Raw genomic sequence first — 26,832 nt, 5'->3', positions numbered from 1 at the left:
CTGGGCGCATGACTCGCAGCGACGCGACCGACCGGCTCCTCGACCGCTTCCGCACCGAACTCCGCGGCCTCGACCCCGTGGCCGTGTGGGCACACGGCTCGCTCGGCGCGCTGGGCGGTGACGACTACCAGGAGGGCCGCAGCGACCTGGACCTCATCGTGGTCCTGGACGGCCCGATCACCGCGAGAACGGTCTGGCGGACGGCCCGGCTGCACGCCCGGCTGCGCGACGAACCGCTCGTCGCCAAGCTGCACTGCAGCTATCTGACGCCCGGGACGGCGGCCGATCCGGAGCGTCGGCACCTCACCTGGGCGCACGAGCGGCTCTTCAGGCGGCCGGTCACACCGGTGACCCGGCGCGAGCTGCACGCCTTCGGACTGGTCCTGTCCGGCGAGCGGCCCGAGACCCTGCTGCCGCCGGTGACGGACGCTGAACTCGCCGCGTTCGTGGTCCGGGACCAGCGGGACTTCTGGCGCCGCGAGGTGGACCGCGTCGGCAACTGGACCCAGGACGCCTGGGTGGACGTCGGCATGACCACCCACGCGCGTGCCGCGGTCACTCTGAAGGACGGCCGACTGATCACCAAGCGCGAGGCCCTGGACCTGCTGCCCGGTCTGGGCGCCCCCGTCGAGGTGGTCACGGACATCCGGCAGCGGCGCTACCCGGAGCCGGGGGCGCCGGTGACGCCGGTCCAGAAGGTCCAGGAGATCCGGGAGGTCCAGGAGTGGGTGGCCCGCAGAGGCCGGCTGACCAGGGACTACCTCGGCCCGGCGATCGACCGCCTCGTGGCCGCGTACACGCCCTCGTGACGGGTCAGGTGCGGCTGAGCGCCGACTCCGTCGACTGGCCCGGCAGGTCCGCCACGGCCTCCGGGCGTTCCCGCAGTGCCAGCAGGACGCGGAGTGTGGCGATCCACACCAGGCAGGAGCCGAACATGTGGAGGCCGACCAGGACCTCGGGCAGATCGGTGAAGTACTGGACGTAGCCGATGGCACCCTGCGCGAGGAGTACCAGGAAGAGGTCGCGGGTGCGCTGCAGGGGGCCCCGGGGAGCGTCGACGGCCTTCAGGACGAACCACAGGGCGAAGGCCAGTGTGACCACGATCCAGGCCAGGACGGCATGCAGCTTGGTGACGTTCTCCCAGTTCAGCGGGATGCGGTGGACCTCGCTCGAATCGCCGGCGTGCGGGCCCGCGCCGGTCACGACCGTGCCCACCGCGATCAGCAGGACGGTGGCGGTGACCAGGATCCACCCCATCTGCCGCACCGGCTCGCCGACCAGCGGACGGGGTGAGTCGTCACCCTCCCGGGTGCGCTGCCACATCACCGTGGCGACGGCGATCAGGGCGGTGGAGAGGAGGAAGTGCGCGGCGACCGTGTACGGGTTCAGGCCCACGAGGACGACGATCCCGCCGAGGACCGCGTTGCTCATGACGACCCAGAACTGCGTCCAGCCGAGTCGGGTGAGGCTGCGGCGGTACGGCTTCTGCGAGCGCGCGGCGATGATCGCCCAGCCGACCGCGGCGCACAGGACGTACGTCAGCATGCGGTTGCCGAACTCGATGACGCCGTGCACGCCCATCGCGCTCGTCGTGGTGAGCGAGTCGTCGGTGCACTTGGGCCAGGTCGGGCAGCCGAGGCCCGAGCCGGTCAGCCGGACGGCACCACCGGTGACCACGATCAGTACCGCCATGACAAGAGCGGCGAGAGCGGCGCGCCGGACCGTCCGGGGGGACGGGGTCCAGCGCCCGGCGATGAAGGCGAGTGGGTTGCGCACGGCTTGAGCGGCGTCCGCTCGGGTCACGTTCGGCACGGGAACCATCGTAGGGGGCAGCTTGTGCACGCGTTCACGAGCCCCCTCGCTGGGGCCGCGTGTCCGTGTGCCGTCACTCCCAGCGGAAGAACCTGCCGGCCGCCGCCAGGCCCACGACCGCCCACACGGCCAGGATCGCGAGATTGCCCCAGGGCATCCCGGCCCCGTGCTGGAGCACGTCCCGCAGCCCTTCCGAGAGGGCCGAGATCGGCAGCAGACCGAGGACGTCCTGCGCCCCCGGCGGGAACTTGTCCAGCGGGACGATCACGCCGCCGCCGACGAGCAGCAGCAGGAAGACGAGGTTCGCGGCGGCCAGCGTGGCCTCCGCCTTCAGCGTCCCCGCCATCAGCAGGCCGAGCCCCGAGAACGCCGCCGTGCCCAGGACCAGCAGGAGCAGCACGGCGAAGGGATTGCCGTGCGGGGACCAGCCCAGCGCGAGGGCGATCGCCGTCACGAGGAGCACCTGGAGGACTTCCGTGACCAGTACGGAGAGGGTCTTGGCCGTCATCAGGCCCCAGCGGGGCAGCGGGGAGACGGCGAGCCGCTTCAGCACGCCGTACCGCCGCTCGAAGCCCGTCGCGATCGCCTGGCCGGTGAACGCCGTCGACATCACGGCCAGCGCGAGGATGCCCGGCGCGAGGAAGTCGACTGCCTCGCCGTCGCCCGTGTCGACGATGTCCACCGCGCTGAACAGCACGAGCAGCAGCGTCGGGATGATCACCGTCAGCAGCAGCTGCTCGCCGTTGCGCAGCAGCATCCTCGTTTCGAGCGCCGCCTGCGCCGCGATCATGCGGGGCAGCGGAGCCGCTCCCGGCCTCGGCGCGTAGGTGCCCGCGGCCGTCGACCGGGCGCCCGTTCCCGGTCCCGTTCCCGTCGTTTCCGCGCTCATCCGCGCAGCTCCTTACCGGTGAGCTCCAAGAAGACGTCCTCCAGGGTGTGCCGCTCCACGGAGATCTTCTCCGGCATCACCCCGTGCTGGGCGCACCAGCTCGTGACGGTCGCGAGCAGCTGCGGATCGATCTTGCCGCCCACCCGGTACGAGCCCGGCGTCAGCTCGACCGCCGTGGAGTCCGCCGGGAGGGCCTTGAGGAGGGAGGCCACGTCCAGGCCGGGGCGCCCGCCGAACCGCAGGGTGTTCTCGGCGCCGCCGCGGCACAGCTCCTCGGGGGAGCCCTGCGCGACGACCCGGCCGGCGTCGATGATCGCCACGTCGTCGGCGAGCTGCTCGGCCTCGTCCATGTGGTGCGTGGTCAGGATCACCGAGACCCCGTCGGCGCGCAGATCGCGTACGAGGTCCCAGGTGGCCCGGCGTGCCTGGGGGTCGAGGCCCGCGGTCGGCTCGTCCAGGAAGACCAGCTCGGGGCGTCCGACGACGGCCATGGCGAGCGCGAGGCGCTGCTGCTGGCCGCCGGAGAGCCGTCGGTACGTCGTCCGGCCGCAGCTGCCGAGGCCCAGGCGTTCGATCAGCGCGTCCACGGCCAGCGGGTGCGCGTGCAGCCTGGCCACATGCCTGAGCATCTCGTCGGCGCGGGCGCCGGAGTAGACGCCGCCGGTCTGGAGCATCACTCCGATCCGGGGGCGCAGGGCCGAGGCCTCGCGCACCGGGTCGAGGCCCAGTACCCGGACCGTTCCGGCGTCGGGGCGCCGGTATCCCTCGCAGCTCTCGACGGTGGTCGTCTTGCCCGCGCCGTTGGGTCCCAGTACGGCCGTGATGCCCGTCCGGGCCACCAGATCCAGGCTGTCCACAGCGGTCTTGCCGCCGTAGCGCTTCACCAGACCGCTGACCTGGACGACGGGGTCACTTCGCATGGGCGGCCTCACTTCGCATGGTCGCCAAGTCTAGGGACGGCCGGGCGGGCGCATGAGGGCGGGGCGCGTCACGAGCGGCGCGGGAGAGCGCGCGGGACGGCGCGCGAGAGAGGCACGTCGTTCGTGATCCACTCCTCGCGCGAACGGTGCACAGCGAGCCACCGCTGGGCGTAGGCGACGGCGTCGACCAGGGGGAACAGCCGTACGCCGGCCGTGCCCACCCGGCCCCGTACGACCGGACGGTCCCGCTCGAAGTCGGCGCCCAGGGTGTCGAACTCCTCCGAGCTGATCGCGACCTCCGTGACGATCTCCCAGCGGGGCCCACGCGGCGTACGGACGGGCCGTCCCACCTGCACGCGGGGCGCGGGTATGCGGTACTCGGCCAGGTGGAAGCAGGTGCAGGTGTCGTAGCCCGTGCCCAGCAGCAGGACCCGCGCGCCCCTCTCCTCCAGCCGCGCCAGCGGGCTGCGCTCGCCCAGCCGGCAGTCCGGCGCGTGTTGCTCGACGATCGCCGCCGCGGCCGGGCCGACGGCCGCGAAGGAGGTCTGAGGATGCGCGCTGCGCAGGGCGCCGGGCCAGGAGCGCACGGTCTCCGGGACCACGCCCACCCCGCGCGAGGGCGTCACGAGCGGGTCGTACGCGGGCATCGTGTCGCGGATCACCGGCCACCACTCCTCGGGCACGGGCGGGTTGCTCCACAGGGCCGGGTCGGAGAGGTGGCCGGACTGGGTGGGGACCACGAGCGTGCCGTCGGGACCGAGTGCGTCGAGCAGTCCCTGGACGACGGCGACCGCGCCGCCGTTGACCCATCCGAGGGAACGCAGCGACGCGTGTACGAGGAGCGTCTCGCCGGGGCGTACGCCCAGTGCGCGCAGGTCCGCGGCGAGGGTGGCGCGCGTCACAAGAGGGCCGGTGGGAGGGGGTGTCGGCATGGTTCGCCAGTCTTGCCGACGACCCCGGTCCAGGCCACCGAATTGATCGATCAAAGATCGTTCCCGCAGGTCAGATTAGGTTCACCTAAGTGATGCACCGCACCCCATCGGGGGCGGGCACGGCTTGTCACTCTCTGAGGAATTACGCAACAATGGTGTTGTGAAATACGTCGGCGAGGCTCAGGAGACCCCCACGGGGGCCCCTCAGGAGGAACTCGCGACCGGGGAGCGCTCCACGCGCAACCGGGTCGCGCGGTCCATCCTGGACCACGGCCCGTCGACCGTGGCCGATCTCGCCGGACGGCTGGGTCTGACCCAGGCGGCTGTCCGCCGCCACCTCGACGCCCTGGCCTCCGACGATGTCGTGGAGCCCCGCGAACAGCGGGTCTACGGCGCTCGTACGCGCGGACGGCCCGCCAAGGTGTTCGCCCTGACCGACTGCGGCCGGGACGCCTTCGACCAGTCCTACGACAAGCTCGCCGCGGACGCCCTGCGCTGGATCGCCGAGCGCGAGGGCGGGGAGGGGGCGCTCGTCGCCTTCGCCCGCGCCCGGATGGCCGCCCAGGCCGGCGCGTACCGCGAGGCCGTCGAGTCCGCCGCGCCCGAGAAACGCGCCGAAGCCCTGGCCAAGGCCCTGAGCGCGGACGGGTACGCTGCTACGGCGCGCAGCGCACCGGTCGGTGAGCAGCTCTGCCAGCACCACTGCCCGGTCGCCCATGTCGCCGAGCAGTTTCCGCAGCTGTGCGAGGCGGAGACCGAGTTCTTCTCGCAACTGCTGGGTACGCACGTGCAGCGGCTGGCGACCATCGCCCACGGCGACGGCGTCTGCACGACCTTCATCCCCAAGATTTCCCACGCCCCGAAGATCTCCAAGGCTCCACCAGTTCCCACGCCTTCCAAGACCACTGATTCCAAGAGCACTGACAACGCATCCGCACGTACCGCCGGGAGGAACCCCGCATGACGCTCCCCATCGAGGAGACCGCCCACCCCGAGCTTGATGGGTTGGGCAACTACGAATACGGCTGGGCCGACTCCGACGTGGCTGGTGCCTCTGCCAAGCGCGGTATCAACGAACACGTCGTCCGGGACATCTCCGCCAAGAAGAACGAGCCGGAGTGGATGACCAACCTCCGTCTCAAGGGCCTGCGTCTGTTCGGCAAGAAGCCCATGCCGAACTGGGGCTCGGACCTCTCGGGGATCGACTTCGACAACATCAAGTACTTCGTGCGCTCCACGGAGAAGCAGGCGCAGTCCTGGGAGGACCTCCCCGAGGACATCAAGAACACGTACGACAGGCTCGGCATCCCCGAGGCGGAGAAGCAGCGCCTCGTCGCCGGTGTCGCGGCCCAGTACGAGTCCGAGGTCGTCTACCACCAGATCAACGAGGAGCTGGAGGCGCAGGGTGTCATCTTCATGGACACCGACACCGCGCTGAAGGAGCACCCGGAGCTCTTCAAGGAGTACTTCGGCACCGTCATCCCGGTCGGCGACAACAAGTTCGCGTCGCTGAACTCCGCGGTGTGGTCCGGCGGCTCGTTCATCTACGTGCCGAAGGGCGTGCACGTCGAGATCCCGCTCCAGGCCTACTTCCGCATCAACACGGAGAACATGGGCCAGTTCGAGCGGACCCTGATCATCGTCGACGAGGGTGCCTACGTGCACTACGTCGAGGGCTGCACCGCCCCGATCTACAAGTCGGACTCGCTGCACTCCGCGGTCGTCGAGATCATCGTCAAGAAGGGTGGCCGCTGCCGTTACACGACCATCCAGAACTGGTCGAACAACGTCTACAACCTGGTCACCAAGCGCGCCGTGGCGTACGAGGGCGCGACCATGGAGTGGATCGACGGCAACATCGGCTCCAAGGTCACCATGAAGTACCCGGCCGTCTACCTGATGGGCGAGCACGCCAAGGGCGAGACCCTCTCCATCGCCTTCGCGGGCGAGGGCCAGCACCAGGACGCCGGCTCCAAGATGGTCCACATGGCGCCGAACACGTCCTCCAACATCGTGTCGAAGTCCGTGGCACGCGGCGGCGGCCGTACGTCCTACCGCGGTCTCGTCGAGATCGGCGAGGGCGCCCACGGCTCGAAGTCGAACGTGCTGTGCGACGCGCTGCTCGTCGACACCATCTCCCGCTCGGACACGTACCCCTACGTGGACGTCCGCGAGGACGACGTGTCCATGGGCCACGAGGCGACCGTCTCCAAGGTCTCCGACGACCAGCTCTTCTACCTGATGAGCCGCGGCCTCTCCGAGTTCGAGGCGATGGCCATGATCGTGCGTGGCTTCGTGGAGCCCATCGCGAAGGAGCTGCCCATGGAGTACGCCCTGGAGCTCAACCGGCTGATCGAACTGCAGATGGAAGGCGCGGTCGGTTAGGACCCGCCCTCCGGAGCAGTCGCCAGATTTCTGACGTAGACGTAGGAAGAGAGCAGACCGACAGCCATGGCTGAGGCTCAGAACATCCCGGTGGGATCAACCACCGCCGGCCAGATCGCGGTCGCCGCCGAGTCGACCGTCGCCACGCGCATGAGCGCGCCCCCGTCCTTCGACGTGGCGGACTTCCCCGTCCCCCACGGCCGTGAGGAGGAATGGCGGTTCACGCCGCTGGAGCGGCTGCGCGGGCTGCACGACGGCACCGCGGTCGCCACCGGCGACGGCGTCAAGGTCGGCATCGAAGCGCCCGAGGGCGTCACCGTCGAGACCGTGGGCCGCGACGACGAGCGGCTCGGCCGGGCGACCCCGGTCGACCGCGTCGCCGCCCAGGCCTACTCGGCGTTCGAGAAGGCCGGTGTCGTCACCGTCCCCAAGGAGACGGTCCTCACCGAGCCGATCCGCATCGCCGTGCACGGCGCGGGCGGTGTCGCCTACGGCCACCAGGTCATCGAGCTGGGGGCCTTCGCCGAGGCCGTCGTCGTCATCGACCACACCGGTGACGCGGTGCTCGCCGCCAACGTCGACTACATCGTCGGCGACGGCGCCAAGCTCACCGTCGTCTCCGTCCAGGACTGGGACGACAAGGCCGTCCACGTCGGCCAGCACAACGCGCTGATCGGCCGCGACGCCACCTTCAAGTCCTTCGTGGTCACCTTCGGCGGCGACCTCGTACGCCTCCACCCGCGGGTCGCCTACGCGGGACCCGGCGGCGAGGCCGAGCTGTTCGGCCTGTACTTCACGGACGCCGGCCAGCACCAGGAGCACCGCCTCCTGGTCGACCACAGCACCCCGCACTGCAAGTCGAACGTCGCCTACAAGGGCGCGCTCCAGGGCGAGGGCGCCCACGCGGTGTGGATCGGCGACGTCCTCATCGAGGCCACCGCCGAGGGCACGGACACCTACGAGATGAACCGCAACCTGGTTCTGACCGACGGCGCCCGGGTCGACTCCGTACCGAACCTGGAGATCGAGACCGGCGAGATCGTCGGCGCCGGACACGCCTCGGCGACCGGCCGCTTCGACGACGAGCAGCTCTTCTACCTGATGGCCCGCGGTATCCCGGCCGACGACGCCCGCCGTCTGGTGGTCCGCGGCTTCTTCGCCGAGCTGGTCCAGCAGATCCGCGTCCCGGACATCCAGGAACGCCTTCTCGCCAGGATCGACGAGGAGCTGGAGGCGTCCGTCTGATGACTGCCGCCGACCGTGCTCAATTCCTTCGGGCCTGTGGGCTGAGCGAGCTGGAGGAGGACACCCCGAAACGGGTGGAACTCGACGGCACGCCGGTCTCCGTGGTCCGTACCGAGGGGGAGGTGTTCGCGATCAACGACATCTGCTCGCACGCGAACGTCTCGCTCTCCGAGGGCGAGGTGGAGGACTGTCAGATCGAGTGCTGGCTGCACGGCTCCGCGTTCGACCTCAGAACCGGCAAGCCGTCCGGCCTTCCCGCGACGCGCCCCGTCCCCGTATACCCCGTAAAGATCGAAGGGGACGACGTGCTCGTCTCCCTCACCCAGGAGTCCTGAGGAACCCATGGCTACGCTTGAAATCCACGACCTGCACGTCACCGTCGAGGCCGACAACGCCACGAAGGAGATCCTCAAGGGCGTCGACCTCACCGTGAAGCAGGGCGAGACGCACGCCATCATGGGCCCGAACGGCTCCGGCAAGTCGACTCTCGCCTACTCGCTCGCGGGACACCCGAAGTACACGATCACCGGCGGCACCGTCACCCTCGACGGCGAGGACGTCCTGGAGATGTCCGTCGACGAGCGCGCCCGCGCGGGCCTGTTCCTGGCGATGCAGTACCCGGTCGAGGTGCCCGGTGTCTCCGTCTCCAACTTCCTGCGCACCTCCGCCACCGCGATCCGCGGCGAGGCCCCCAAGCTCCGCCTGTGGGTCAAGGAGGTCAAGGAGGCCATGCAGCGGCTGAACATGGACCCGGCCTTCGCCGAGCGCAACGTGAACGAGGGCTTCTCCGGCGGCGAGAAGAAGCGCCACGAGATCCTTCAGCTGGAGCTGCTCAGGCCGAAGATCGCGATCCTCGACGAGACCGACTCCGGTCTGGACGTCGACGCCCTGCGCGTCGTGTCCGAGGGCGTCAACCGCGTCCGTGAGAGCGGCGAGGTCGGCACCCTGCTGATCACGCACTACACGCGCATCCTGCGCTACATCAAGCCCGACCACGTGCACGTGTTCGCGAACGGCCGCATCGCCGAGTCCGGTGGCGCCGAGCTCGCGGACCAGCTTGAGTCCGAGGGCTACGACAAGTATGTGAAGGGTGGACCCGTGACCGGAGGGAACTCGCAGGAGGATGTAGCGTGACACAGCTGTCGGGCCTCCTCGACACCGAGGCGATCCGCAAGGACTTCCCCATCCTGGACCGCCGGGTCCACGACGGTAAGAAGCTCGTGTACCTGGACAACGCGGCGACCTCGCAGAAGCCGCGCCAGGTGCTGGACGCACTCAGTGGCTACTACGAGAACTACAACGCCAACGTCCACCGCGGTGTGCATGTGCTCGCGGAGGAGGCCACGGCGCTGTACGAGGGCGCGCGCGACAAGGTCGCCGCGTTCATCAACGCGCCGAGCCGCAACGAGGTGATCTTCACCAAGAACGCCTCCGAGTCGCTCAACCTCGTGGCCAACATGCTCGGCTGGGCGGACGAGCCCTACCGGGTCGACCACGAGACCGAGATCGTCATCACGGAGATGGAGCACCACTCCAACATCGTCCCGTGGCAGCTGCTCGCGCAGCGCACGGGCGCGAAGCTGAAGTGGTTCGGCCTGACCGACGACGGCCGGCTCGACCTGTCCAACATCGACGAGATCATCACGGAGAAGACGAAGATCGTCTCCTTCGTGCTGGTGTCGAACATCCTGGGCACGGTCAACCCGGTCGAGGCGATAGTGCGCCGTGCGCAGGAGGTCGGCGCGCTGGTCTGCATCGACGCCTCCCAGGCCGCCCCGCACATGCCGCTGGACGTACAGGCCCTGCAGGCCGACTTCGTGGCCTTCACCGGCCACAAGATGTGCGGCCCGACCGGCATCGGCGTTCTCTGGGGCCGCCAGGAGCTGCTGGAGGACCTGCCCCCGTTCCTGGGCGGCGGCGAGATGATCGAGACGGTGTCGATGCACTCGTCGACGTACGCTCCCGCCCCGCACAAGTTCGAGGCGGGCACCCCGCCGATCGCCCAGGCGGTCGGTCTCGGTGCGGCCATCGACTATCTGAGCGCGATCGGCATGGACAAGATCCTCGCCCATGAGCACGCGCTCACCGAGTACGCGGTGAAGCGGTTCGCCGAGGTCCCGGGCCTGCGCATCATCGGCCCGACGACCGCCGAGGACCGCGGGGCGGCGATCTCGTTCACGCTGGGTGACATCCACCCGCACGACGTGGGCCAGGTTCTCGACGAACAGGGCATCGCGGTCCGGGTCGGACACCACTGCGCACGGCCGGTCTGCCTGCGGTACGGAATTCCTGCGACCACACGAGCGTCGTTCTATCTGTACTCCACGCCGACCGAGATCGACGCACTGGTCGACGGCCTGGAGCACGTACGGAACTTCTTCGGCTGAGGAGCTGGCTGAGTCGTGAGGCTTGATTCGATGTACCAGGAAGTCATCCTGGACCACTACAAGCACCCCCACGGGCGCGGTCTGCGGGACGGCGACGCCGAGGTGCACCACGTCAACCCGACGTGCGGCGACGAGATCACCCTGCGCGTGAAGTACGACGGCACGACGATCAGTGACGTCTCGTACGAGGGCCAGGGCTGCTCCATCAGCCAGGCCTCCGCCTCCGTGCTGAACGAGCTGCTCGTGGGCCGGGAGCTGGCCGAGGCGCAGAAGATCCAGGAGACCTTCCTGGAGCTGATGCAGTCCAAGGGGCGTATCGAGCCGGACGACGCGATGCAGGAGGTCCTGGAGGACGCGGTCGCGTTCGCCGGGGTCTCCAAGTACCCCGCCCGTGTGAAGTGCGCGCTGCTGAGCTGGATGGCCTGGAAGGACGCGACGGCCCAGGCCCTGAGCGAGGCCGGCGCCGAGAGGAAGACGGCATGAGCGAGACCATCGAGATGAAACCGGCCTCCGAGGAAGAAGTCCGCGAGGCGCTGTACGACGTCGTCGACCCCGAGCTGGGCATCGACGTCGTCAACCTCGGACTGATCTACGGGATCCACATCGACGACGCGAACATCGCGACGATCGACATGACCCTGACGTCGGCGGCGTGTCCGCTCACCGACGTCATCGAGGACCAGGCCAAGTCCGCCACGGACGGCATCGTGAACGAGCTCCGCATCAACTGGGTGTGGATGCCGCCGTGGGGCCCGGACAAGATCACGGACGACGGCCGTGACCAGCTTCGGGCGCTGGGCTTCAACGTCTGAGCACGTTTCTTCACGTATGCGTGCGGCCCTCGGCGATTGCGCCGGGGGCCGCGTGCGTGGTGCGCCGGCTGGGTGCTGTGCGGCTCAGCCCAGGCTCAGCCCAGGCCCTTGACCAGACGGAACGCCGAGTCGGCCTGATAGAGACGGCTGCTGTCGTACGGATCGAGGCGGAGCCGGAAGTCGCTGTGGCGCAGGAAGCGGCCGCGGTAGTTGACCGACTCCAGCATGACGGCGTCCGAGAACGCCGACGGGCGCGGGCAGAACGTGGCGTCCTTCTCGAAGAGCTCCGAGCCGTCGTGGCGGTCGGCGCGCAGCCGGAACTGCGCGTGCCGCAGATAGCGGCCGTCGCCCAGCGAGAAGGAGACACAGCCCGCGTCGGCGAGGCCCGGGACGAGCTTGAAGGAGGCCTCCTGCCTGGTCCGGGAGGAACTGCGCGAGTCCACCCGGTCGAGCCGCACGGAGTCGTGACCGAGATGCCAGTAGCGGTCGGGGTAGTTGACCGCCTGGACGGACTTCCGCGCGGACGAGGGCTTGGACACCGGAGGCTTGTCGCCGGACGCGGGCTTCGACGCCGACGCCGACGGCTTCGGTACGGGGTCGGCGCCGCCCTGCTGCTCCGCGGGCGACGCGGAGCCGTCCGGGGAACTCCCTGAGGGCGAGGGGGCGGCCAGTCCGCTCTTCCCGCTGGGAGCGGTGGCGGCGACGGGCGGAGCGGCCACCAGCGGCTCGTCCTGTGCGGAGGTGTTCTCCGTCCGGTCCTTCGGTGCGGTCCCCCTGTCCTCGTCCAGCACGGTCACCGCGGTCACCGCGGAGGCGAGAACCGCCAGCAGCAGCGCTCCGGCCAGCCAGAGCCTGCGTGTCCCGGGTATGGGGGACTGGTCCAGGCTCTCGCCGGTCTCCCACACCTGCGGGAGGTGGGGGGACGGGTCGGGAGCGGACTCGGTGTTTCTTTCGGGCATGCGCGGTTCCCCCCGGCGTCGCCGATGGCGGACGCGGTTCGGTCATTGGTCGTGGCACATGAGGATGCGGAGGCCGCGGGCACACGGGACGGCCATGGCAGGGCGGTCCGTGTGCGCGACGAGGGGAACATTAGTGGAACTTGTGCGGGTCGAGTAAGCGTTCCTGAGAGCGGTTTCCGTCCGAACCGGCGGGGCTGGTCGCCGAGTTGGCCGCGGCCTTCGGACTCGGTGGCCGGGACGGACAGTTCAAGGCCTAAGGATTTGAGATCAGGGCCCTGAGAAGGGGGTTTCGGCGCCCGAGGGGAAGCCGGGCGCCGAAGGGGCAGTTTCCGGTGCGGCCGGAAGATTTCCTCTCAGGGCACAGGGCACAGGGCACAGGACGTACTGGACGTACTCGGGTCGTGCGACAACGCCGCGAGGTGCCGTGCCGGGCGCCGCGGACCCGGGCTGATCCAAAAGAAACGCCCTAACGCCTTCCGAAGGCGGACAGGAGAGTGGCGATCCGTTCGCGGCTCCCGTCGTTCTGGACCGGGGCCGCCGTGAGGACGTCCAGATGCTGGTAGCCGGGGAGCACGACGGGATTCTTCTCCGCCGGAACGCGGTCCGCCAGGATGCCGTCACCGGCGACGAAGGTGATCGCCGGACGGGCGGTCGGGCCCTCGGGGTGCGCCATGTGCCGGGCGATCCGCGCGTCGTCCACCAGGGAGAGATCCGTGACGAGCTTCGTCGGGAAGTAGTCCTCGGTGAAGTCCAGCGGCTGCTCGGAGAGGCTGCGGGCCAGTTCCCCGATGTCCGAGACCTCCTTGGCGGCCGTGGTGAACGGCGTACCGTCGGCCGAGCGGTGCACCGGGTCGTCCGGCGCGCCCACCCGGTCGAAGTCGCGCCAGGTGTAGAGGGGGCCGCCCGGTTCGTCCGGGATCGCCTTCAGCTCCGTACCGAACAGGGCGGGGGAGCCCTGGACGTCGTTCGAGACGGGGAAGTCCTTGTCGGCGAGGCGCCCGCCGTCGAAGAGGCCCACGCTGGTCTGGATGAAGGACAGCGGGGCCGAGTTGTCGTCCATGAAGGCGCCGAGGACGGCCTCGTTGGTGAGCCGGAAGTCGCGGATCGTCGGTTCGCCGCTCAGGAAAACGGCCGCGTTCTTCGAGAACATCGTGCGGGTCGTCGTCTCGATGTTGTCGTTCGCGGGCAGGTCGCTCTGCAGCGTGGACTGTGTGCCGGGCGCGGTGCGCGCGGCGAGGCCGCTGATCGCGAGGACGTTCATGATCTCCGGGTTGATCACCGCGGGCAGCGCCAGGAAGCGGGGCAGGACCCCGGAGCGCAGACCGGCCTGTACGACGGTGTAGCCGAGGCCCGTCTCCGGGACCGTGCCCTTGGGCAGCAGATCACCGTTGAGGGTGCCCGAACCGCCGTTCAGGTCGTCGAGGTCGACGGCGATCGTGGTGTCCAGGGCGAAGTAGCCCGCGCACTGGTTGAAGCCCGCGTCCGCCTTCGTCGCGCTGTTCCCGTCGAAGTCCCAGGTGGAGAAGACGCCGGTGAGCACCCCACCGAGCGAGTGCCCGCCGCACAGCACCTTCTCCTTGCGCAGCTTCTGGTCGGGCAGTTCGGCGGTCAGCAGGTCGTACTGGTCCCGGACGGTCTGCTCCAGGCCGATCTCACCGAGCCAGCCCACCTGGTCGCTGGTGAGGAAGCCGTCGAAGGCACGCCCGTCGATCTTCTGGCCCTCGTAGTAGTAGCCGACTGCCCGGCTCACGCTGCCCGTCGCGACACCGGCGTTGTCCTCCAGGCAGTTGGAGCGCCGGTCCAGGGCCCAGAACTCGATGTGCTCGCCCTGGTCGGCCGCCGCCCGCACCGTGTTGCGGGCCACGCTGTCGAAGGCGCCCGCGCCCTCCAGGATGCCGGGCTGGGCGACCAGGACCCGGTCGGCTTCGGCGGATTGCGACGGCCCGTCGGAGGAGCGGTAGCGCAGGTACGACAGCCGGTCGCAGCGGGCCGGGTGGCTCCCCGCGGAGGCGGGCAGCGGGATCCGCAGGGAGACCTGGGTCTCGGTGATGCCCGTGACGGGGGAGGCGGAGGACACCGGTGTCTCGGTGCGGGCCGTGCCGGCGGCGGCCGGTGTTCCGTCGGCGGGTGCTCCGCCGGCCGAGGGGGCCGCGGTCAGTGCGGCCACGGCGAGCGCTCCCGCGAGGAGCGGGCGCGGCCATCGGGCACGGCGAGGGGGGACTCCTGTGCTCATGATTCTCTCCATCGGAAGGAGTGAAGGGAGGCGGCTCGGCGCCGGTGGTCCGGAGTGCCGAGTGCCGAGTGCCGCACAGTACCTACCGGTAACTTCCGTCTGCCATAGGGGAAATGAGCGAACGAGGGGTGCGTGCCGCGCACATTTCCACAGGCGTGCCGCGGGCCGGCCCGGTGTTGTGTACGGGCGTACGCATCGATGCGTACACTCGTACGCATGGGATATGTGCTGCTTGCCGGAGCCATCGCCGCGGAAGTGGCCGCCACGACCGCCATGAAGTACAGCGACGGTTTCAGCAGACTCTGGCCCTCCTTGCTGACCGCCCTCGGCTACGTCGTCGCCTTCCTGCTGCTCGCGCAGACGCTCAGGACGGTGTCCGTCGGCACGGCGTACGCGATCTGGGCCGGGCTCGGTACGGCGGCCATCGTGGTGATCGGGGCGGTGTTCCTCGGGGAGGGGCTCAGCTTGGCCAAGTGCGCCGGCATCGCGCTGATCATCGGCGGGGTCGTGGTGCTGAACCTGGGCGGGGCGCACTGATGGCCAGGCGGTACGACCCCGAGCGGCGGCAGCGGATCATCGACGCGGCGATCCGGGTCGTGGCGGCCAAGGGCATCGCGGGGCTGAGCCACCGCTCGGTGGCGGCCGAGGCCGATGTGCCGCTCGGCTCGACGACGTACCACTTCAAGACCCTCGACGAACTGCTGGTCGCCGCGTTGCGCCAGGCGAACGAGGGCTTCGCGAAGTCGGTCGCCGCGCGCGAGGCCCTGCGGGACTTCGACACCGACCTCGCCGCCGAACTCGCCGGACTCGTCGGCGAATGGCTCGCGGACGACCGTACGGGAGTGGAGGTGGAGTACGAGCTCTACCTCGCCGCCCTGCGCCGGCCCGTGCTTCGGCCCGTCGCCGACGAGTGCGGCCGGGACTTCGCCGACCTTCTCGCCCGCCGCAGCGACCCGGTGACCGCGCGGGCGCTGGTCGCGCTGATCGACGGCATCTGTCTCCAGGTGCTGCTGACGGGGGAGCCGTACGACGAGGAGTACGCGAGGGAGGTGCTGGCGCGGGTGGTCGGTACCTGAGACGGCGAGTGCGCTGGTTGGCTCGGGCAGGGTCGGCCAAGTTAGGTTTCTGTCATGACCGACACGACTGCTACACGCACCACCACCGGCGCCGTCGCCGCCGGACTCGCCACGATCGCCACCGACGGCACCGTTCTCGACACGTGGTTCCCGGCCCCCGAACTGGTCGCCGAACCCGGCCCCTCCGGCTCCGAGCGGCTGCCCGTCGAACGCGCGGTGGAACTGCTCGGCGAAGGTGCCGTGAAAGCGATCGGCCCGGACGCCCGCCGGGGCGTCGAGGTGGTCGCGGTCCGCACGGTCATCGCCTCGCTCGACGAGAAGCCGGTCGACGCGCACGACGCGTACCTGCGTCTGCACCTGCTCTCGCACCGGCTGGTGAAGCCGCACGGGCAGAGCCTGGACGGTCTCTTCGCCCACCTCGCCAACGTCGCCTGGACCTCGCTCGGACCGGTGGCCGTGGACGACGTGGAGAAGGTCCGGCTGAACGCCCGTGCCGAGGGGCTGCACCTGGCCGTGACGTCCATCGACAAGTTCCCGCGCATGACGGACTACGTGGCGCCCAAGGGTGTCCGTATCGCCGACGCCGACCGGGTCCGTCTGGGCGCGCACCTCGCCGAGGGCACCACGGTCATGCACGAGGGCTTCGTGAACTTCAACGCCGGCACGCTCGGCACGTCGATGGTCGAGGGCCGCATCTCCGCCGGTGTCGTGGTCGGTGACGGCACGGACATCGGCGGCGGCGCCTCCACCATGGGCACGCTGTCGGGGGGCGGCAACGTCCGCATCACCATCGGCGAGCGGTGCCTCATCGGAGCGGAGGCGGGGGTCGGTATCGCCCTCGGTGACGAGTGCGTGGTCGAGGCCGGGCTGTACGTCACCGCCGGTACGCGGGTGACGATGCCCGACGGGCAGATCGTCAAGGCCCGTGAGCTGTCCGGGGCCTCGAACATCCTGTTCCGGCGGAACTCGGTCACGGGGAAGGTCGAGGCTCGGCCGAACAACGCGGTGTGGGGCGGGCTGAACGAGATTCTGCACAGTCACAACTGAGTTGTGCCGGGGCTTTGACGCGAGCGCCTTTCCGCTGACGCTGTGCGGGAGGGCGTTCGTCGTGTGCGGGTGCGGATGCAGGTGAGGGTGCGTGTGCGGGTCCGGTGGGGGCTTGTCGCGCAGTTCCCCGCGCCCCTGTGCGCAGGGAACTGCTCGGGCGGCCCCCATGCACCCGCAGTTTGCGACGGTGGTGAGGAAACCTGTCCGCCGAGGCATAGCGGGGGTCCGGTCGAGGCGTCAGTTCAGGTGGGAGCGGGGGAGACGCCCGCGGGGAAGAGACGGTGACGATGGATGCCCAGGGGCACGAGGCGTTCAGAGAGTTCGTGGAGAACAGGTCGACGGCGCTGCTGAGGACCGCCGTGCTGCTCAGCGGCGGCGACCGCCACGCGGCCGAGGACCTGTTGCAGAACGCGTTGATCAAGGCCGCCGGACGATGGCACCGGATCGACGAGCCGGAGGCGTACGTACGTCAGATCCTGTACCGGCAGCAGGTGAGCCGGTGGCGGCTGAAGTGGCGCCGGCGGGAGCTGACCGTCGCCGAGCCGCCCGAGACGACGGACGGAGCGACGGGCGGGACTACGGGCGGGGCGGACGCCGCCGCAGCGACCGAGCTGCGGATCCTGATGCGCGGAGCGCTGGCGCGGCTCACCGCCCGGCAGCGGACCGTGCTCGTCCTGCGGTACTTCGAGGACCTGCCGGAGGCCGACGTGGCCCGGATCCTCGGCTGCTCGGTCGGAACCGTGCGGTCCACGACACACCGCTCGCTCGCCAGACTGCGCGTGCTGGCGCCGGAGCTGACCGCACTCGGTCCGGCCGACGCCGAACAGAGCCCTTCCCGCGACTTCTCGCCCGTGGAGGTTCGTCCGTGAACATGGATCAGCTCGTACGCGACGCCCTGAACGAGCAGGCCTCGCAGGCCACGGCCCCGCCGCCCGACTTCGGCAGCCGTGTCCTCGCCGTCCGGCGGCGCCGCCGGACCCGCAGGCTGGCCGGCGCCGCGGTGGCCGTGGCGGTCGCGGTCGCCGTCGGAGTGGGGGTGCCGGTCCTGAACGGCGAGGACGAGCCGCGGCTCGCCAGCCAGATGAACCGGAGCGACATCATCGCCCACCCGGACCAGACACCGCCGCGCGACCTCATCGCGGCGGGCGACACCGCGATGGCCGCCTACTACACGACCCGCACGGTCAAGGAGACCCCGGATCGGGGCGTCTACCGGCGCACCTACAGCCTCCTCGACCAGAAGACCGGCAAGTACGTGAAGACCACCAAGTGGTCCTTCCTCGACGTCGCCCCCGGCATGCGCACCGCCGCCGTCCTGGAGAAGGGCCTGCCCACCAAGCGGATCGGACTGCTCGACCTGCTCACCGGCGAGGTCGAGCGCTGGATCACCGTCGACCGTGCCGTCGCGGGTGTCGGCTTCTCGCCCGACGGCACCAAGCTCCTCGCGACGACGTACAGCAAGAACCCCGACCTGCGGTTCCGGGCGGACTACGACAGCGACGGGGACGGCAAGAAGAACGACTGGGAGACGCGGTTCGGCCAGTCGGACCGGACCGGCTTCTACGTTCTCGACGTCGACTCGGGCGACGGCTCCTGGAGCAGGGTCACGGGCCACGAGGAGGACCTCAACGTCCGCCAGGACTTCGCCTTCAGCGAGGACGGCAAGCTGGTCTACTCCGGACTCACCTCGGAGCCTCAGACGCAGTACTACGACTTCGCGGGCAAGGAGGTCGGCAAGCCTGCGAACGAGAAGTACCTGCACTGGTTCGTCCAGGCCGGACTGTCGCCCAACGGCAAGCTCGCCGCGGGCGACTTCGCGGGCGGCGCCAGGACCACCGCCTCCGAGATCAACGATCCCCGCACCGGCAAGAGGCTCTTCAAGATCCCCGGTCAGCAACTGCTTGCCTGGGTCGACAACAAGCGGCTCATCGCCTGGGACATCACGCCTGGCACGAACGAGTTCCACAACCGGCTCGTCCTCGTGACGATCGGCAACAAGAAGACCGTTCCGCTGAGCGGTTTCCGCCAGGGGAACGACGGCGCGGGCGGGCGCTGGGAGCCGGTCTTCGCCGAACGCTGATCAGGCGGCGGCCCATCAGGTGGCGGCCATCAGGCGTTCGTACTCGGTCAGCAGTCCGTCGGTCGTCTCCCGGCCGGCGGACCGCAGCGGCGCCCTCACCGGACCGGCCGGCAGGCCCAGCGCGCCCAGCAGCGCCTTCGTCGTCACCGCGCCGGGCAGCCCGGAGGCCATCATCGACTCGGTGAGCGCGATGCCGAGTCGCTGCAGGCGGGCCGCCTCGTCCGTCTCGCCCCTGTCGAACGCGTCGATGATCGACCGGAAGTGACGTGGTGTCACATTCGCCACCGTGCTGACGTATCCGGCACCGCCGATCGCGTACAGGGCGAGTACGTATTCGTCGCAGCCCGTGTAGTACGCCAGCTCCGCCCTGGCCAACACCTTCTGCGTACCCAGCAGGTCGTAGGCGCAGTCCTTCACCGCCACGATCCGCGGGTGCTCCGCGAGCCGCAGCATCGTCTCCGGCTCGATACGGGTCCCGGTGCGGCCCGGGATGTCGTACAGCGCGAGCGGTAGTCCGCAGGCGTCCGCGATCGCCCGGAAGTGTGCCTCGACGGCGTCCTGCGGAGGCCTGCTGTAGTAGGGCGTGACGGCCAACAGGCCGTCCGCGCCCGCCTTCTCGGCCTCCAGGGCGAGCGCGACGGAGTGACGGGTGTCGGCGGTCCCGATGCCCGCGACGACCGAGGCGCGGTCTCCGACTGCCTCGGCCACCGCCCGCACCAGCGCGGACCTCTCGGCGTCCGTCAGGGTCGGCGACTCCCCGGTGGTCCCGGACAGGACGAGTCCGTCGCAGCCCTCGGCGACCAGTCGCTCGGCCAGCCGCTGGGCGCCGTCCAGGTCGAGCAGTCCCTCCCCGGTGAAGGGTGTGACCATCGCGCACAGGGCGCGGCCGAAGGGGCGGGGCCGGGGTTGGGAGCGAGGGCGGAGGAGTGGCGGTGGGGTCGTGGTCATGGGAGTAGTTTCGGTCCGCCGACCTGGAAGCTCCACTTAATTCTTCTACGGGTTATCGGTAAGGGGTGCTACTGGGTGGGTTCGGGTCCGGTGCCCGGCCGGGCACCGGGCTGCCTTACTCCTCGAAGTGACGGTCCTCGCCGCGTACAAGGGGTAGTGACGGCTCAGCCGGGTACCCGGGCGGTCCCCCCGGACGAAAGGAGGCGGAACGCCATGACCGGGACCACGGACCGGCGGCCGGACGAGCAGCACTCGGTGGGTGAACTCGTCGGGCAGGCCACAGAACAGCTTTCCGAACTCGTACGACAGGAAGTGCGGCTCGCCAAACAGGAGCTGACCGAGAAGGGGCGGCGCGCGGGGCGCGGCGGCGGACTGCTCGGCGCGGCCGGTGCCGTCGCCTACGTGGGGCTGATGGCCCTTTCGGCGACCGGCGCCGCCGCACTCTCGCTGGTGCTGCCCGTGTGGGCGGCGGCACTCATCGTCACAGCCGTGCTCTTCGTGGTCGCGGCCGTACTGGCGAAGACCGGCCGTACGCAACTCGGCCGCGCCACCCCTCCGGTGCCCGAGGAGACACTCGACAGCGTTCGGGCCGACGTCGACGAGATCAAGGAAAGGGCGCACCGATGAAGGACACGAATGATCCGGTCGAGATCGGCGGGGCCTCGGACAAGCCCGCCGCCGGGGCCGAGGGGCCGGACGAACTGAGGCGCCAGATCGAGGAGACCCGTAGTCAGCTCGGCGACACCGTGGAAGAGCTGGCGGCGAAGGCCGATGTGAAGGGCCGGGCGAAGGCCCGGGGTGCCGAGCTGAAGGACAAGGCGTCCGAGGCCGGTCACACCGTCCAGGGCAAGGCGGTACAGGCCGGCCACGTCGTGCAGGAGAAGGCCACCGAGGCCGGGCACGTGGTGCAGGAGAAGGCGGCCCTGGCCGGCCACGTGGTCCAGGAACGCGTACCTCAGCCGGTGCGCAACGCCGCGACCGCCGTCGTCCAGGCCGGACTGCGCAACCCCAAGCCCGTACTGATCGCCGGGGCCGGAGTGGTGGTCGCGGCCGGGCTGCTGCGGCGGCGTCACAACGGCCACCGCTGAGCGGGCGGGCGCGGGCGCGGAGGGATCACAGCGAGCGGCGGGGCCGGATCACCCGGCTCCGCCGCTCGTCGCGTCGAACGGGCTCGGGTCGAACGGAGGGGACCCGCACGGGCTTGACCTGAAGTCAGGTCGAGGTCGGAGGGTGGGTGTCGCAGGCGTTGAGCAGCGATCACCGGAGGTTGTGATGACCCGTCGTACCGATGTGCACCCCGAACCGGCCCGTCCCGAGGCCGGAGCCCCGTTCTTCAGCACCTGGCGGGTGGGCACCCCCGAGCGGCAGCGGGCGACGGTCGAGTCGATCGCCGCCACCTGGCAGAAACGGCCGTGGCCGGCCGAGGGGCTGCTCGGGTACTACGTGCACACCGGGAACGACGGCAGCACCCTGCTGCACCAGTCGCAGTGGCGGAGCGAGCAGGACTACGAGGCTTTCGTCAAGGTCCACCGGCAGGAGCGGGTGGACGAGATCGACGTGGCCGTGCCCGGCATCGAGCGGGTCGGACTCGACCGGTACCGGCGCGGTCGCAGCGCTGTCCGGCCCGCGGAGACGCGGGTGCCCGGTTGCGTCGTGATCGTCGAGATCGAGTTCGAAGGGGCGGATCCCGAGCGGCAGCGGGCCTGGGTGGACGCGGTGTTCGAGGCCCTGGAGAGCGAGCCGAACCCGCATCCCGGCGGGATCTCCGCCCACTTCCACCTGAGCACCGACGGCACGAAGGTCCTCAACTACGCCGAGTGGGAGAGCGCGGAGGCCCATAGGGAGGCGATGGCCCGGCCCGGTGGCGGAGTGGGGTCACGCACGCCGCAGTGGGAGCGCGTGCGGACGTACCCCGGACTGAAGCGGTCCACGGTCAGCCGTTACACCTATGCCCTGGGGCTCGTGCCCGGGTGAGCCCCGTGCGATCGCCGCCCGGAGCGTGGGGATCGACCGACGGGTCGCTCGGTCGGTGTCTCGGAAATCCTTCTCGAACGCGGCCTCGATGTCGGATTTCCGGGATACCGGGGCCGTGGCTGGCCTCGCTTCGGCGCTGCGGCCGAAAGTGGGCGCGGTAACAGCAGACTGCGGCGTGTGGCGCCGCGAGGGGGAGAGTTCCGTGAACGTCACAACTACCGCGAGCGTCTCGCAGGGCCGGCGGGCGGCCACGCTCGTCATGGCCTGTGTGGGCGTGTTCGTCGCCTATCTGCCGGTGACCACCGTCTCGGTGAGCCTGCCGGCCATCCAGCGGGCGATGCACGCGTCGACCGCCCAACTGGCCTGGGTGTCGGACGCGTACGTGCTGCCCATGGCCGCCCTCATTCTCACCGCCGGGGTCGTCGGTGACGTCCACGGCCGTAAGAAGGTCTTCCAGGCGGGCCTGGCCTTCTGTGCCGCGGGAGCGGCCACGGCCCTGTCCGCCCAGTCGATCGAGGTCCTCTGGACAGGCCAGGCCCTCGCGGGTGTCGGGGCCGCGGCGCTGCTGCCCACCACCCTGGCGCTGATCAGCCATGTCGTCCCCGACCCCCGGGAGCGGGGCAAGTTCATCGGCCTGTGGGCGATGTCCCTGCTGTCGGCCCTGGCCCTCGGACCGATCATCGCCGGGCTCGTCCTGGAACACTTCGCCTGGCGGTGGATCTACCTGCTGGCGGTGCCGGCCTCGCTCGTCGCCATGGTCTTCGCGGCCCGGCTGCTGACCGACTCCCGCGCCGCCGGCTCGCGCAGACTGGACTGGCCCGGCCAGCTCACCGCCGCCCTGGCGATCACCGCGCTCGTCTACGGAGTCATCGAGGGCGGTGCCGAGTCCTTCACGGACGCCAAGGTGCTGGTGGCCCTGTTCACGGCCGTCGTCGCCGGTGTCGCCTTCGTGCTGGTGGAGCGGCGCAGCGACAGCCCGATGCTGGACCTGAAGCTGTTCCGCAGCGCGGCCTTCAGCGCCACCACCCTGGTCGCCATGATCAGCTTCATGGGCCTGATCGGGTTCTTCTTCGCCCTCAGCCTCTACTTCGGCATGGTCCAGCAGCTCAGCACCCTGGAGGCGGGCGCCCGACTGGTGACGGTCAGCCTCATGGCCATCCTGGTGGGAGCGCCGGTCGGCCGCCTGATGCACCGGGTGCCGGCACGTCTCCTGATCACCGGCGGCCTGCTCGTCAGCGCGGGCTCCCTGCTGTCCCTTACCACGATCGACGCCGACACCTCGTACCTGTCACTGGTCTGGCGGCTGGCGCTGCTCGGCCTCGGCATGGGACTGGTCATCACGCCCATGACCGCCACCGCGGTCGCCTCCGTACCGCACCACCTGGCGGGCATGGCCGCCGCCGGGAACAACGCCTTCCGGCAGGTCGGCGGCGCCCTCGGCCCCGCCGTCCTGGGCGCCCTGCTCACCAGCCGGGCCACCGACTCCCTGTCCGGGCACCTCACGGAGGCGGGCCTGACGAGCGCTCAGCGGCAGAGTGTCGTCTCGGCCGTGGACGAGGGAGGACTGGGCGCGGTCGCGGGGATGGACCTGGGCCCGGCCCAGGGGCGCGCCCTGGGGGCGCTGTCCGAGGCCTTCCTCGACGGCCTCCACCTGTGTCTGATCGTCTCCGCGCTGCTGACACTGCTCGCCGCCGCGGTCGCGGCCGTCCTGCTGCGCGGCCCCCGCCGGACGACGGTGCCGGTGACCGGCTCCGGGGCCGACTCCGGGGCCGACTCCGGGGCCGGAGCCGGCTCGGGCGCCGAAACCGGAACCCGATCGCCGGTGGGGATGAACCCGCGGCGGTGATCCGGCGTCTTACCGGGTGCCCTCCGTGGGGACGGGATGGGCGCCGGTGCGAGGCCCGGACCCAGGAACACACTCCTGGGTCCGGGCCTCACTGCTCCTCCGCACGGCGCACGGACGCCCGCCCCGGCGCACGGGCGCCCTCCTCGGGTCCTGGATACGATGATCGTCCGAAGCCCGCCGTCGGAAGTCCCCCGTCCTCAGCCCTCAGCCCTCAGTCCGCCGTCCGTGCCGGCCCTCGTCGAGAAGAGCGGAAGCGCGCCCGTGGAGTCCCGCACGACCGACCCTCTCGACCGTCTCGACCTGAAACTGCTGCAGGCGCTCCAGCTGGACGGCCGTGCGCCGTTCAGCCGTCTCGCGGAGGTGCTCGGCGTCTCCGACCAGACCGTCGCGCGGCGCTACCGGCGGCTGCGCACCACGGCGGGCCTGCGCGTGCTCGGCATGACCGACGAGAGCCGGCTCGGCAGGCAGAGCTGGGTCGTCCGGCTGCGCTGCACGCCCGACGCGGCGGAACAACTGGCCGCCGCACTGGCCCGGCGCCCCGACACCTCGTACATCGGGCTGTTCTCGGGGGGCACCGAGTTGATGTGCGCGATGAAGCCGCGATCGAGTCAGGAACGGGACGAGCTGCTCTTCGACCGGCTGCCGCGCACTCCGCGCGTCATCTCGGTCAGCGCGCACTGCCTGCTGCACTCCTACTACGGCGGCCCGCTCGGCTGGCTCAACAAACTGCGGGCCCTCGATCCCGACGAGGAGGCCGCCCTGACCCCGCCGCCCGTCGGGACGCCCGCCGCTCCCGTCACCCTGGACGCGCAGGACGAGGCGCTGCTCGCCGTGCTCCGGCGCGACGGCAGGACCCCGCTCACCGAACTCCGGACGAGCACCGGGCAGACGGAGTCGGCGGTCAAACGGCGCCTGGACCGACTGCGCGCCTGCGGAGTCCTCTACTTCGACGTACAGAACGACCGCCAGTTCCTGGGGCACTCCATCGACGCGATGCTCTGGCTCACGGTGGCTCCCTCCGCCCTCGCCGAGGTCGGGCGCGCTCTGGCGGGGCATCCCGAGGTCGGCTTCGCCGCGGCGGTCACCGGCCGGGCCAACATCGTCGCCGCCGTCCTCTGCCGCGACACCGGCGCCCTGTACACGTACCTGAACGAGCGGATCGGGGTCCTCGAAGGGGTCCAGGCCGTGGAGACCGTCCTCACCCTGCGCCGGATCAAACAGCTCACCTATGAACCCGGCCGCTGACAGCCCGCCGTCCCGCCTCCGGACACGACCGGGCCCGGCCCCCCTGACATCGGGGCCGGGCCCGGCGGCGTACGGCCGCGGCGGTTCAGGACGGGACCTGGACGGCTACGGGCGGAACCGCAGCACCTGCGGGTCGTGATCGCTGATCTGGTCGGAGAACTCCGCGTTGATGTGCACGCTGTCGAAGGTGAAGTCGCGGTCCTTGCGGATCGACGGGCTGATCAGGATCTGGTCGAGGACCTGGCTGTTGCCCTGGTAGTCGTAGCTGTAACGCTCCCCGGCCGGCAGGGACTTGACGGCCGACCAGAGGGCGCCGTCGGCCTCCAGGAGCTTCGTCGTCGCCGAGAACTCGAAGTCGTTGATGTCGCCGAGCGTGATGACGTCCGCGTTCCGCTGCTTCGCCAGGATGTCCTTGACGAAGGCGTTCACCGCGGTCGCCTGGAGGTGGCGCTGCGTCTCCGAACCGCGTACCGGCGGCTGGACCTGCGAGTGCAGCGACTGGTCGCCGCCCTTCGACGCGAAGTGGTTCGCGATCACGAAGACGCTCTCGCCGCGGAAGACGAACTCGCCCGCGAGCGGCTTGCGGCTGTTCGTCCAGGCCGCGTTCGCCGGGTCGACACGGCCGGGAGACGCCGTCAGCCGCGCCTTGCCGCGCACCTTGGTGACCCCGACGGCGGTGGTGGCGTCGCCGCCCGCGCGGTCGACGAAGGAGACCCGCGCCGGGTTGTAGAGGAACGCCTGGCGGATGTTGCCGCCCGGCTCACCGCCGTCCGCGAGGTCCACGGGGTCGATGGACCGCCACTCGTAGGCCGGTCCGCCGGCGGCGACGATCGCGTCGGTCAGCTTCCTCATCGTCAGGTCGGCGGCGACCGTACCGTCGTTCGTCGCGCCGTTGTTGTCCTGGATCTCCTCCAGGGACACGATGTCGGGCGACTGCAGGTGGTCCACGATCGCGGCCGCGTGATCGGCGAACGTACCGTCGGTCGGGTCCAGGTTCTCGACGTTGTACGTGGCGACCGCGAGCTCCGTGCGCGACTGCTTGCGGGTCGTCTCGCGCTCCAGGCCGCCGGCCTCGACCGTGCCGATGGTGCGGGCGGTCAGCGTGTAGCCGCCGAACTGGTTGTAGTCGAGCGGGCCCTCGGTGGTGCCCTTCAGGGTGTCACCGACGTTCGCCGTCGGGAACGGCTGCGTGGCGGTCGGTACCAGCGACTGGATCTGCAGCCGGCCGGTGTTCTGCGAGGAGTACGAGCCGTAGACGGTGCCGCCGCGGCGGTTCGGGTTCTCGTGCGGCTTGACCGTCACCCAGAGTTCGGAGTACGGGTCGGTCGCGGTGACCACGCGCGACGAGCCGATCGCTACGTTCATGCCCTCCAGGGACTCGTAGAAGTCGAGGGCGTACTTCTTCGGCCGCAGGGTGAGACCGTTGACCGAGCCACCCGCCGCGGTGTCGCCCTCGGGCGCGTACGCGGCGGGTACGGAACGGCTGTCGACGACCGTGGCCGCGGGCAGCGCGTTGCCGCTCGACACGACCGCGACCGTCGGGCGGGTGATCTCGGTGACCGACTGGTTGCCGGTCGAGGCACCGCCCGGAACGAACTCCGTGACCGTGCCCGAGACGGTGACCGAGTCGCCGACGGCGACCTTCGGCGTGGAGCTGGTGAAGACGAAGACGCCCTCACTGGTGGCCGGGTCGGTGTCCGCGGACGGGCCCTGGAGCCAGAAACCGCGGGACGAACCATAGGTCCGTACGCCCGTGACGATTCCGGCCACATCCGTGACCTGCTGACCCGCGAGCGGGGAGGTCCGGGTGGAACCCTGGATGTCGTGGACGGCCACGGCGTCCGCGTGAGCGGGCGAGGTCATGACCACCGAGGAGACCGTGGAACAGACGGCGGCGACAGTGAGCGCGGCGATGCGTGCGGAAGACTTGCTCGGCAACGAAATCCCTCCGGGGACGTGCGTGGGCGCCGGGACGAGGGTGCTATCTCTGTTATCTACGCGCGTCAATCTCGTGCCCGGTCAGGGCACTTGTCAAGGTTTCC

The 26,832-nt window shown here is 70.4% G+C and carries 27 protein-coding genes; 19 read left to right on the top strand and 8 right to left on the bottom strand.

What is annotated here, in order from left to right; genetic code table 11:
- Positions 1-8: 8 nt before the first annotated feature.
- Entirely contained in the window at positions 9-809 is an 801-nt protein-coding gene (locus tag ACIOKD_RS07615) for a nucleotidyltransferase (RefSeq protein ID WP_402079633.1), read from the top strand.
- Between the two features lie 4 nt (positions 810-813).
- Here the strand turns inward: ACIOKD_RS07615 and ACIOKD_RS07610 are convergent, their stop codons facing one another.
- The 4 genes from ACIOKD_RS07610 to ACIOKD_RS07595 form a co-directional block, all read right to left on the bottom strand.
- Complete coding sequence (locus ACIOKD_RS07610; RefSeq protein WP_402079630.1) at positions 814-1,821, bottom strand: heme A synthase; 1,008 nt, start codon at positions 1,819-1,821, stop codon at positions 814-816.
- 64 nt (positions 1,822-1,885) lie between these two features.
- A complete protein-coding gene (locus ACIOKD_RS07605) occupies positions 1,886-2,701 on the bottom strand; it encodes an ABC transporter permease (protein ID WP_402079627.1) in 816 nt (271 codons plus the stop codon).
- A complete protein-coding gene (locus tag ACIOKD_RS07600; protein WP_402079624.1) occupies positions 2,698-3,621 on the bottom strand; it encodes an ABC transporter ATP-binding protein in 924 nt (307 codons plus the stop codon). The genes ACIOKD_RS07605 and ACIOKD_RS07600 overlap by 4 nt, the downstream gene beginning before the upstream one ends.
- Before the next feature lie 68 nt (positions 3,622-3,689).
- Positions 3,690-4,553: an aminoglycoside N(3)-acetyltransferase gene (locus ACIOKD_RS07595; RefSeq protein WP_402079621.1), complete on the bottom strand. Its 864-nt coding sequence runs from the start codon at positions 4,551-4,553 to the stop codon at positions 3,690-3,692.
- A 160-nt stretch (positions 4,554-4,713) separates the two neighbouring features.
- Here ACIOKD_RS07595 and ACIOKD_RS07590 point away from each other — a divergent pair, with 160 nt between their 5' ends.
- From ACIOKD_RS07590 to ACIOKD_RS07555, 8 genes are all read left to right on the top strand, one after another.
- Entirely contained in the window at positions 4,714-5,517 is an 804-nt protein-coding gene (locus tag ACIOKD_RS07590) for a helix-turn-helix transcriptional regulator (RefSeq protein WP_402079619.1), read from the top strand.
- The gene (sufB, locus tag ACIOKD_RS07585) at positions 5,514-6,938 is read left to right on the top strand and encodes a Fe-S cluster assembly protein SufB (RefSeq protein ID WP_402079616.1); all 1,425 of its coding nucleotides are present in this window, start codon (positions 5,514-5,516) and stop codon (positions 6,936-6,938) included. The genes ACIOKD_RS07590 and sufB overlap by 4 nt, the downstream gene beginning before the upstream one ends.
- A 66-nt stretch (positions 6,939-7,004) precedes the next feature.
- Entirely contained in the window at positions 7,005-8,183 is a 1,179-nt protein-coding gene (gene sufD / locus ACIOKD_RS07580) for a Fe-S cluster assembly protein SufD (protein ID WP_402079613.1), read from the top strand.
- Entirely contained in the window at positions 8,183-8,518 is a 336-nt protein-coding gene (locus ACIOKD_RS07575) for a non-heme iron oxygenase ferredoxin subunit (protein ID WP_362074509.1), read from the top strand. Before sufD ends, ACIOKD_RS07575 begins: the two co-directional genes overlap by 1 nt.
- Positions 8,519-8,525: 7 nt before the next feature.
- Positions 8,526-9,317, top strand: a complete 792-nt coding sequence (gene sufC, locus ACIOKD_RS07570; protein ID WP_402079610.1) for a Fe-S cluster assembly ATPase SufC — start codon at positions 8,526-8,528, stop codon at positions 9,315-9,317.
- Positions 9,314-10,570, top strand: a complete 1,257-nt coding sequence (locus ACIOKD_RS07565) for a cysteine desulfurase (protein WP_402079607.1) — start codon at positions 9,314-9,316, stop codon at positions 10,568-10,570. Before sufC ends, ACIOKD_RS07565 begins: the two co-directional genes overlap by 4 nt.
- A 15-nt stretch (positions 10,571-10,585) precedes the next feature.
- Positions 10,586-11,053 carry a Fe-S cluster assembly sulfur transfer protein SufU gene (sufU, locus tag ACIOKD_RS07560; protein WP_402079604.1) on the top strand — a complete coding sequence of 156 codons (468 nt, stop codon included), beginning with the start codon at positions 10,586-10,588 and terminating at the stop codon, positions 11,051-11,053.
- Positions 11,050-11,382, top strand: a complete 333-nt coding sequence (locus ACIOKD_RS07555; protein WP_107017666.1) for a metal-sulfur cluster assembly factor — start codon at positions 11,050-11,052, stop codon at positions 11,380-11,382. The genes sufU and ACIOKD_RS07555 overlap by 4 nt, the downstream gene beginning before the upstream one ends.
- Before the next feature lie 95 nt (positions 11,383-11,477).
- Here ACIOKD_RS07555 and ACIOKD_RS07550 read toward each other — a convergent pair whose 3' ends face one another.
- Entirely contained in the window at positions 11,478-12,341 is an 864-nt protein-coding gene (locus ACIOKD_RS07550; RefSeq protein WP_402079601.1) for an AbfB domain-containing protein, read from the bottom strand.
- A gap of 466 nt (positions 12,342-12,807) precedes the next feature.
- Positions 12,808-14,574, bottom strand: coding sequence for a hypothetical protein (locus ACIOKD_RS07545; RefSeq protein ID WP_402079598.1), 1,767 nt, complete (start codon positions 14,572-14,574; stop codon positions 12,808-12,810).
- A 216-nt stretch (positions 14,575-14,790) separates the two neighbouring features.
- On the opposite strand from ACIOKD_RS07545, the gene ACIOKD_RS07540 reads away from it, so the two are divergent.
- From ACIOKD_RS07540 to ACIOKD_RS07520, 5 genes are all read left to right on the top strand, one after another.
- Positions 14,791-15,111: a DMT family transporter gene (locus ACIOKD_RS07540; RefSeq protein WP_402079596.1), complete on the top strand. Its 321-nt coding sequence runs from the start codon at positions 14,791-14,793 to the stop codon at positions 15,109-15,111.
- Entirely contained in the window at positions 15,111-15,650 is a 540-nt protein-coding gene (locus ACIOKD_RS07535) for a TetR/AcrR family transcriptional regulator (protein WP_402079593.1), read from the top strand. Before ACIOKD_RS07540 ends, ACIOKD_RS07535 begins: the two co-directional genes overlap by 1 nt.
- 54 nt (positions 15,651-15,704) lie before the next feature.
- The gene (dapD, locus tag ACIOKD_RS07530) at positions 15,705-16,697 is read left to right on the top strand and encodes a 2,3,4,5-tetrahydropyridine-2,6-dicarboxylate N-succinyltransferase (RefSeq protein WP_402079590.1); all 993 of its coding nucleotides are present in this window, start codon (positions 15,705-15,707) and stop codon (positions 16,695-16,697) included.
- Between the two features lie 287 nt (positions 16,698-16,984).
- Positions 16,985-17,566 carry a SigE family RNA polymerase sigma factor gene (locus ACIOKD_RS07525; protein ID WP_402080653.1) on the top strand — a complete coding sequence of 194 codons (582 nt, stop codon included), beginning with the start codon at positions 16,985-16,987 and terminating at the stop codon, positions 17,564-17,566.
- Positions 17,563-18,777 carry a WD40 repeat domain-containing protein gene (locus ACIOKD_RS07520; protein ID WP_402079587.1) on the top strand — a complete coding sequence of 405 codons (1,215 nt, stop codon included), beginning with the start codon at positions 17,563-17,565 and terminating at the stop codon, positions 18,775-18,777. The genes ACIOKD_RS07525 and ACIOKD_RS07520 overlap by 4 nt, the downstream gene beginning before the upstream one ends.
- 15 nt (positions 18,778-18,792) lie before the next feature.
- Here ACIOKD_RS07520 and dapA read toward each other — a convergent pair whose 3' ends face one another.
- Positions 18,793-19,725: a 4-hydroxy-tetrahydrodipicolinate synthase gene (dapA, locus tag ACIOKD_RS07515; protein ID WP_402079585.1), complete on the bottom strand. Its 933-nt coding sequence runs from the start codon at positions 19,723-19,725 to the stop codon at positions 18,793-18,795.
- 213 nt (positions 19,726-19,938) lie between these two features.
- On the opposite strand from dapA, the gene ACIOKD_RS07510 reads away from it, so the two are divergent.
- From ACIOKD_RS07510 to ACIOKD_RS07490, 5 genes are all read left to right on the top strand, one after another.
- Positions 19,939-20,352 carry a phage holin family protein gene (locus tag ACIOKD_RS07510; protein ID WP_402079582.1) on the top strand — a complete coding sequence of 138 codons (414 nt, stop codon included), beginning with the start codon at positions 19,939-19,941 and terminating at the stop codon, positions 20,350-20,352.
- Positions 20,349-20,813: a DUF3618 domain-containing protein gene (locus tag ACIOKD_RS07505; protein WP_402079579.1), complete on the top strand. Its 465-nt coding sequence runs from the start codon at positions 20,349-20,351 to the stop codon at positions 20,811-20,813. Before ACIOKD_RS07510 ends, ACIOKD_RS07505 begins: the two co-directional genes overlap by 4 nt.
- A 184-nt stretch (positions 20,814-20,997) precedes the next feature.
- A complete protein-coding gene (locus ACIOKD_RS07500) occupies positions 20,998-21,699 on the top strand; it encodes an antibiotic biosynthesis monooxygenase family protein (protein ID WP_402079576.1) in 702 nt (233 codons plus the stop codon).
- Between the two features lie 202 nt (positions 21,700-21,901).
- Positions 21,902-23,545, top strand: coding sequence for a DHA2 family efflux MFS transporter permease subunit (locus ACIOKD_RS07495; protein ID WP_402079573.1), 1,644 nt, complete (start codon positions 21,902-21,904; stop codon positions 23,543-23,545).
- 261 nt (positions 23,546-23,806) lie between these two features.
- On the top strand, positions 23,807-24,790 hold the full coding sequence (locus ACIOKD_RS07490) for an Lrp/AsnC family transcriptional regulator (RefSeq protein WP_402079570.1): 984 nt from the start codon (positions 23,807-23,809) through the stop codon (positions 24,788-24,790).
- A 105-nt stretch (positions 24,791-24,895) separates the two neighbouring features.
- Here the strand turns inward: ACIOKD_RS07490 and ACIOKD_RS07485 are convergent, their stop codons facing one another.
- Entirely contained in the window at positions 24,896-26,728 is a 1,833-nt protein-coding gene (locus ACIOKD_RS07485) for an endonuclease/exonuclease/phosphatase family protein (protein ID WP_402079568.1), read from the bottom strand.
- Positions 26,729-26,832 lie beyond the last annotated feature (104 nt).

This window comes from Streptomyces sp. NPDC087844 (assembly GCF_044742785.1).
Taxonomy (GTDB): domain Bacteria; phylum Actinomycetota; class Actinomycetes; order Streptomycetales; family Streptomycetaceae; genus Streptomyces.
Note: the sequence above shows the minus strand (reverse complement) of the source record. Positions and strands in the feature narration are given on the sequence as shown.

What these genes read in the sequence shown, in the direction of transcription:
- ACIOKD_RS07615 (WP_402079633.1), top strand. Translation starts at nt 9, where the DNA reads ATGACTCGCAGCGACGCGACCGACCGGCTCCTCGACCGCTTCCGCACC.
- ACIOKD_RS07610 (WP_402079630.1), bottom strand. Translation starts at nt 1,821, where the DNA reads ATGGTTCCCGTGCCGAACGTGACCCGAGCGGACGCCGCTCAAGCCGTG.
- ACIOKD_RS07605 (WP_402079627.1), bottom strand. Translation starts at nt 2,701, where the DNA reads ATGAGCGCGGAAACGACGGGAACGGGACCGGGAACGGGCGCCCGGTCG.
- ACIOKD_RS07600 (WP_402079624.1), bottom strand. Translation starts at nt 3,621, where the DNA reads ATGCGAAGTGACCCCGTCGTCCAGGTCAGCGGTCTGGTGAAGCGCTAC.
- ACIOKD_RS07595 (WP_402079621.1), bottom strand. Translation starts at nt 4,553, where the DNA reads ATGCCGACACCCCCTCCCACCGGCCCTCTTGTGACGCGCGCCACCCTC.
- sufB (WP_402079616.1), top strand. Translation starts at nt 5,514, where the DNA reads ATGACGCTCCCCATCGAGGAGACCGCCCACCCCGAGCTTGATGGGTTG.
- sufD (WP_402079613.1), top strand. Translation starts at nt 7,005, where the DNA reads ATGGCTGAGGCTCAGAACATCCCGGTGGGATCAACCACCGCCGGCCAG.
- ACIOKD_RS07575 (WP_362074509.1), top strand. Translation starts at nt 8,183, where the DNA reads ATGACTGCCGCCGACCGTGCTCAATTCCTTCGGGCCTGTGGGCTGAGC.
- sufC (WP_402079610.1), top strand. Translation starts at nt 8,526, where the DNA reads ATGGCTACGCTTGAAATCCACGACCTGCACGTCACCGTCGAGGCCGAC.
- ACIOKD_RS07555 (WP_107017666.1), top strand. Translation starts at nt 11,050, where the DNA reads ATGAGCGAGACCATCGAGATGAAACCGGCCTCCGAGGAAGAAGTCCGC.
- ACIOKD_RS07550 (WP_402079601.1), bottom strand. Translation starts at nt 12,341, where the DNA reads ATGCCCGAAAGAAACACCGAGTCCGCTCCCGACCCGTCCCCCCACCTC.
- ACIOKD_RS07545 (WP_402079598.1), bottom strand. Translation starts at nt 14,574, where the DNA reads ATGAGCACAGGAGTCCCCCCTCGCCGTGCCCGATGGCCGCGCCCGCTC.
- ACIOKD_RS07540 (WP_402079596.1), top strand. Translation starts at nt 14,791, where the DNA reads ATGGGATATGTGCTGCTTGCCGGAGCCATCGCCGCGGAAGTGGCCGCC.
- ACIOKD_RS07535 (WP_402079593.1), top strand. Translation starts at nt 15,111, where the DNA reads ATGGCCAGGCGGTACGACCCCGAGCGGCGGCAGCGGATCATCGACGCG.
- dapD (WP_402079590.1), top strand. Translation starts at nt 15,705, where the DNA reads ATGACCGACACGACTGCTACACGCACCACCACCGGCGCCGTCGCCGCC.
- ACIOKD_RS07525 (WP_402080653.1), top strand. Translation starts at nt 16,985, where the DNA reads ATGGATGCCCAGGGGCACGAGGCGTTCAGAGAGTTCGTGGAGAACAGG.
- dapA (WP_402079585.1), bottom strand. Translation starts at nt 19,725, where the DNA reads ATGACCACGACCCCACCGCCACTCCTCCGCCCTCGCTCCCAACCCCGG.
- ACIOKD_RS07510 (WP_402079582.1), top strand. Translation starts at nt 19,939, where the DNA reads ATGACCGGGACCACGGACCGGCGGCCGGACGAGCAGCACTCGGTGGGT.
- ACIOKD_RS07505 (WP_402079579.1), top strand. Translation starts at nt 20,349, where the DNA reads ATGAAGGACACGAATGATCCGGTCGAGATCGGCGGGGCCTCGGACAAG.
- ACIOKD_RS07500 (WP_402079576.1), top strand. Translation starts at nt 20,998, where the DNA reads ATGACCCGTCGTACCGATGTGCACCCCGAACCGGCCCGTCCCGAGGCC.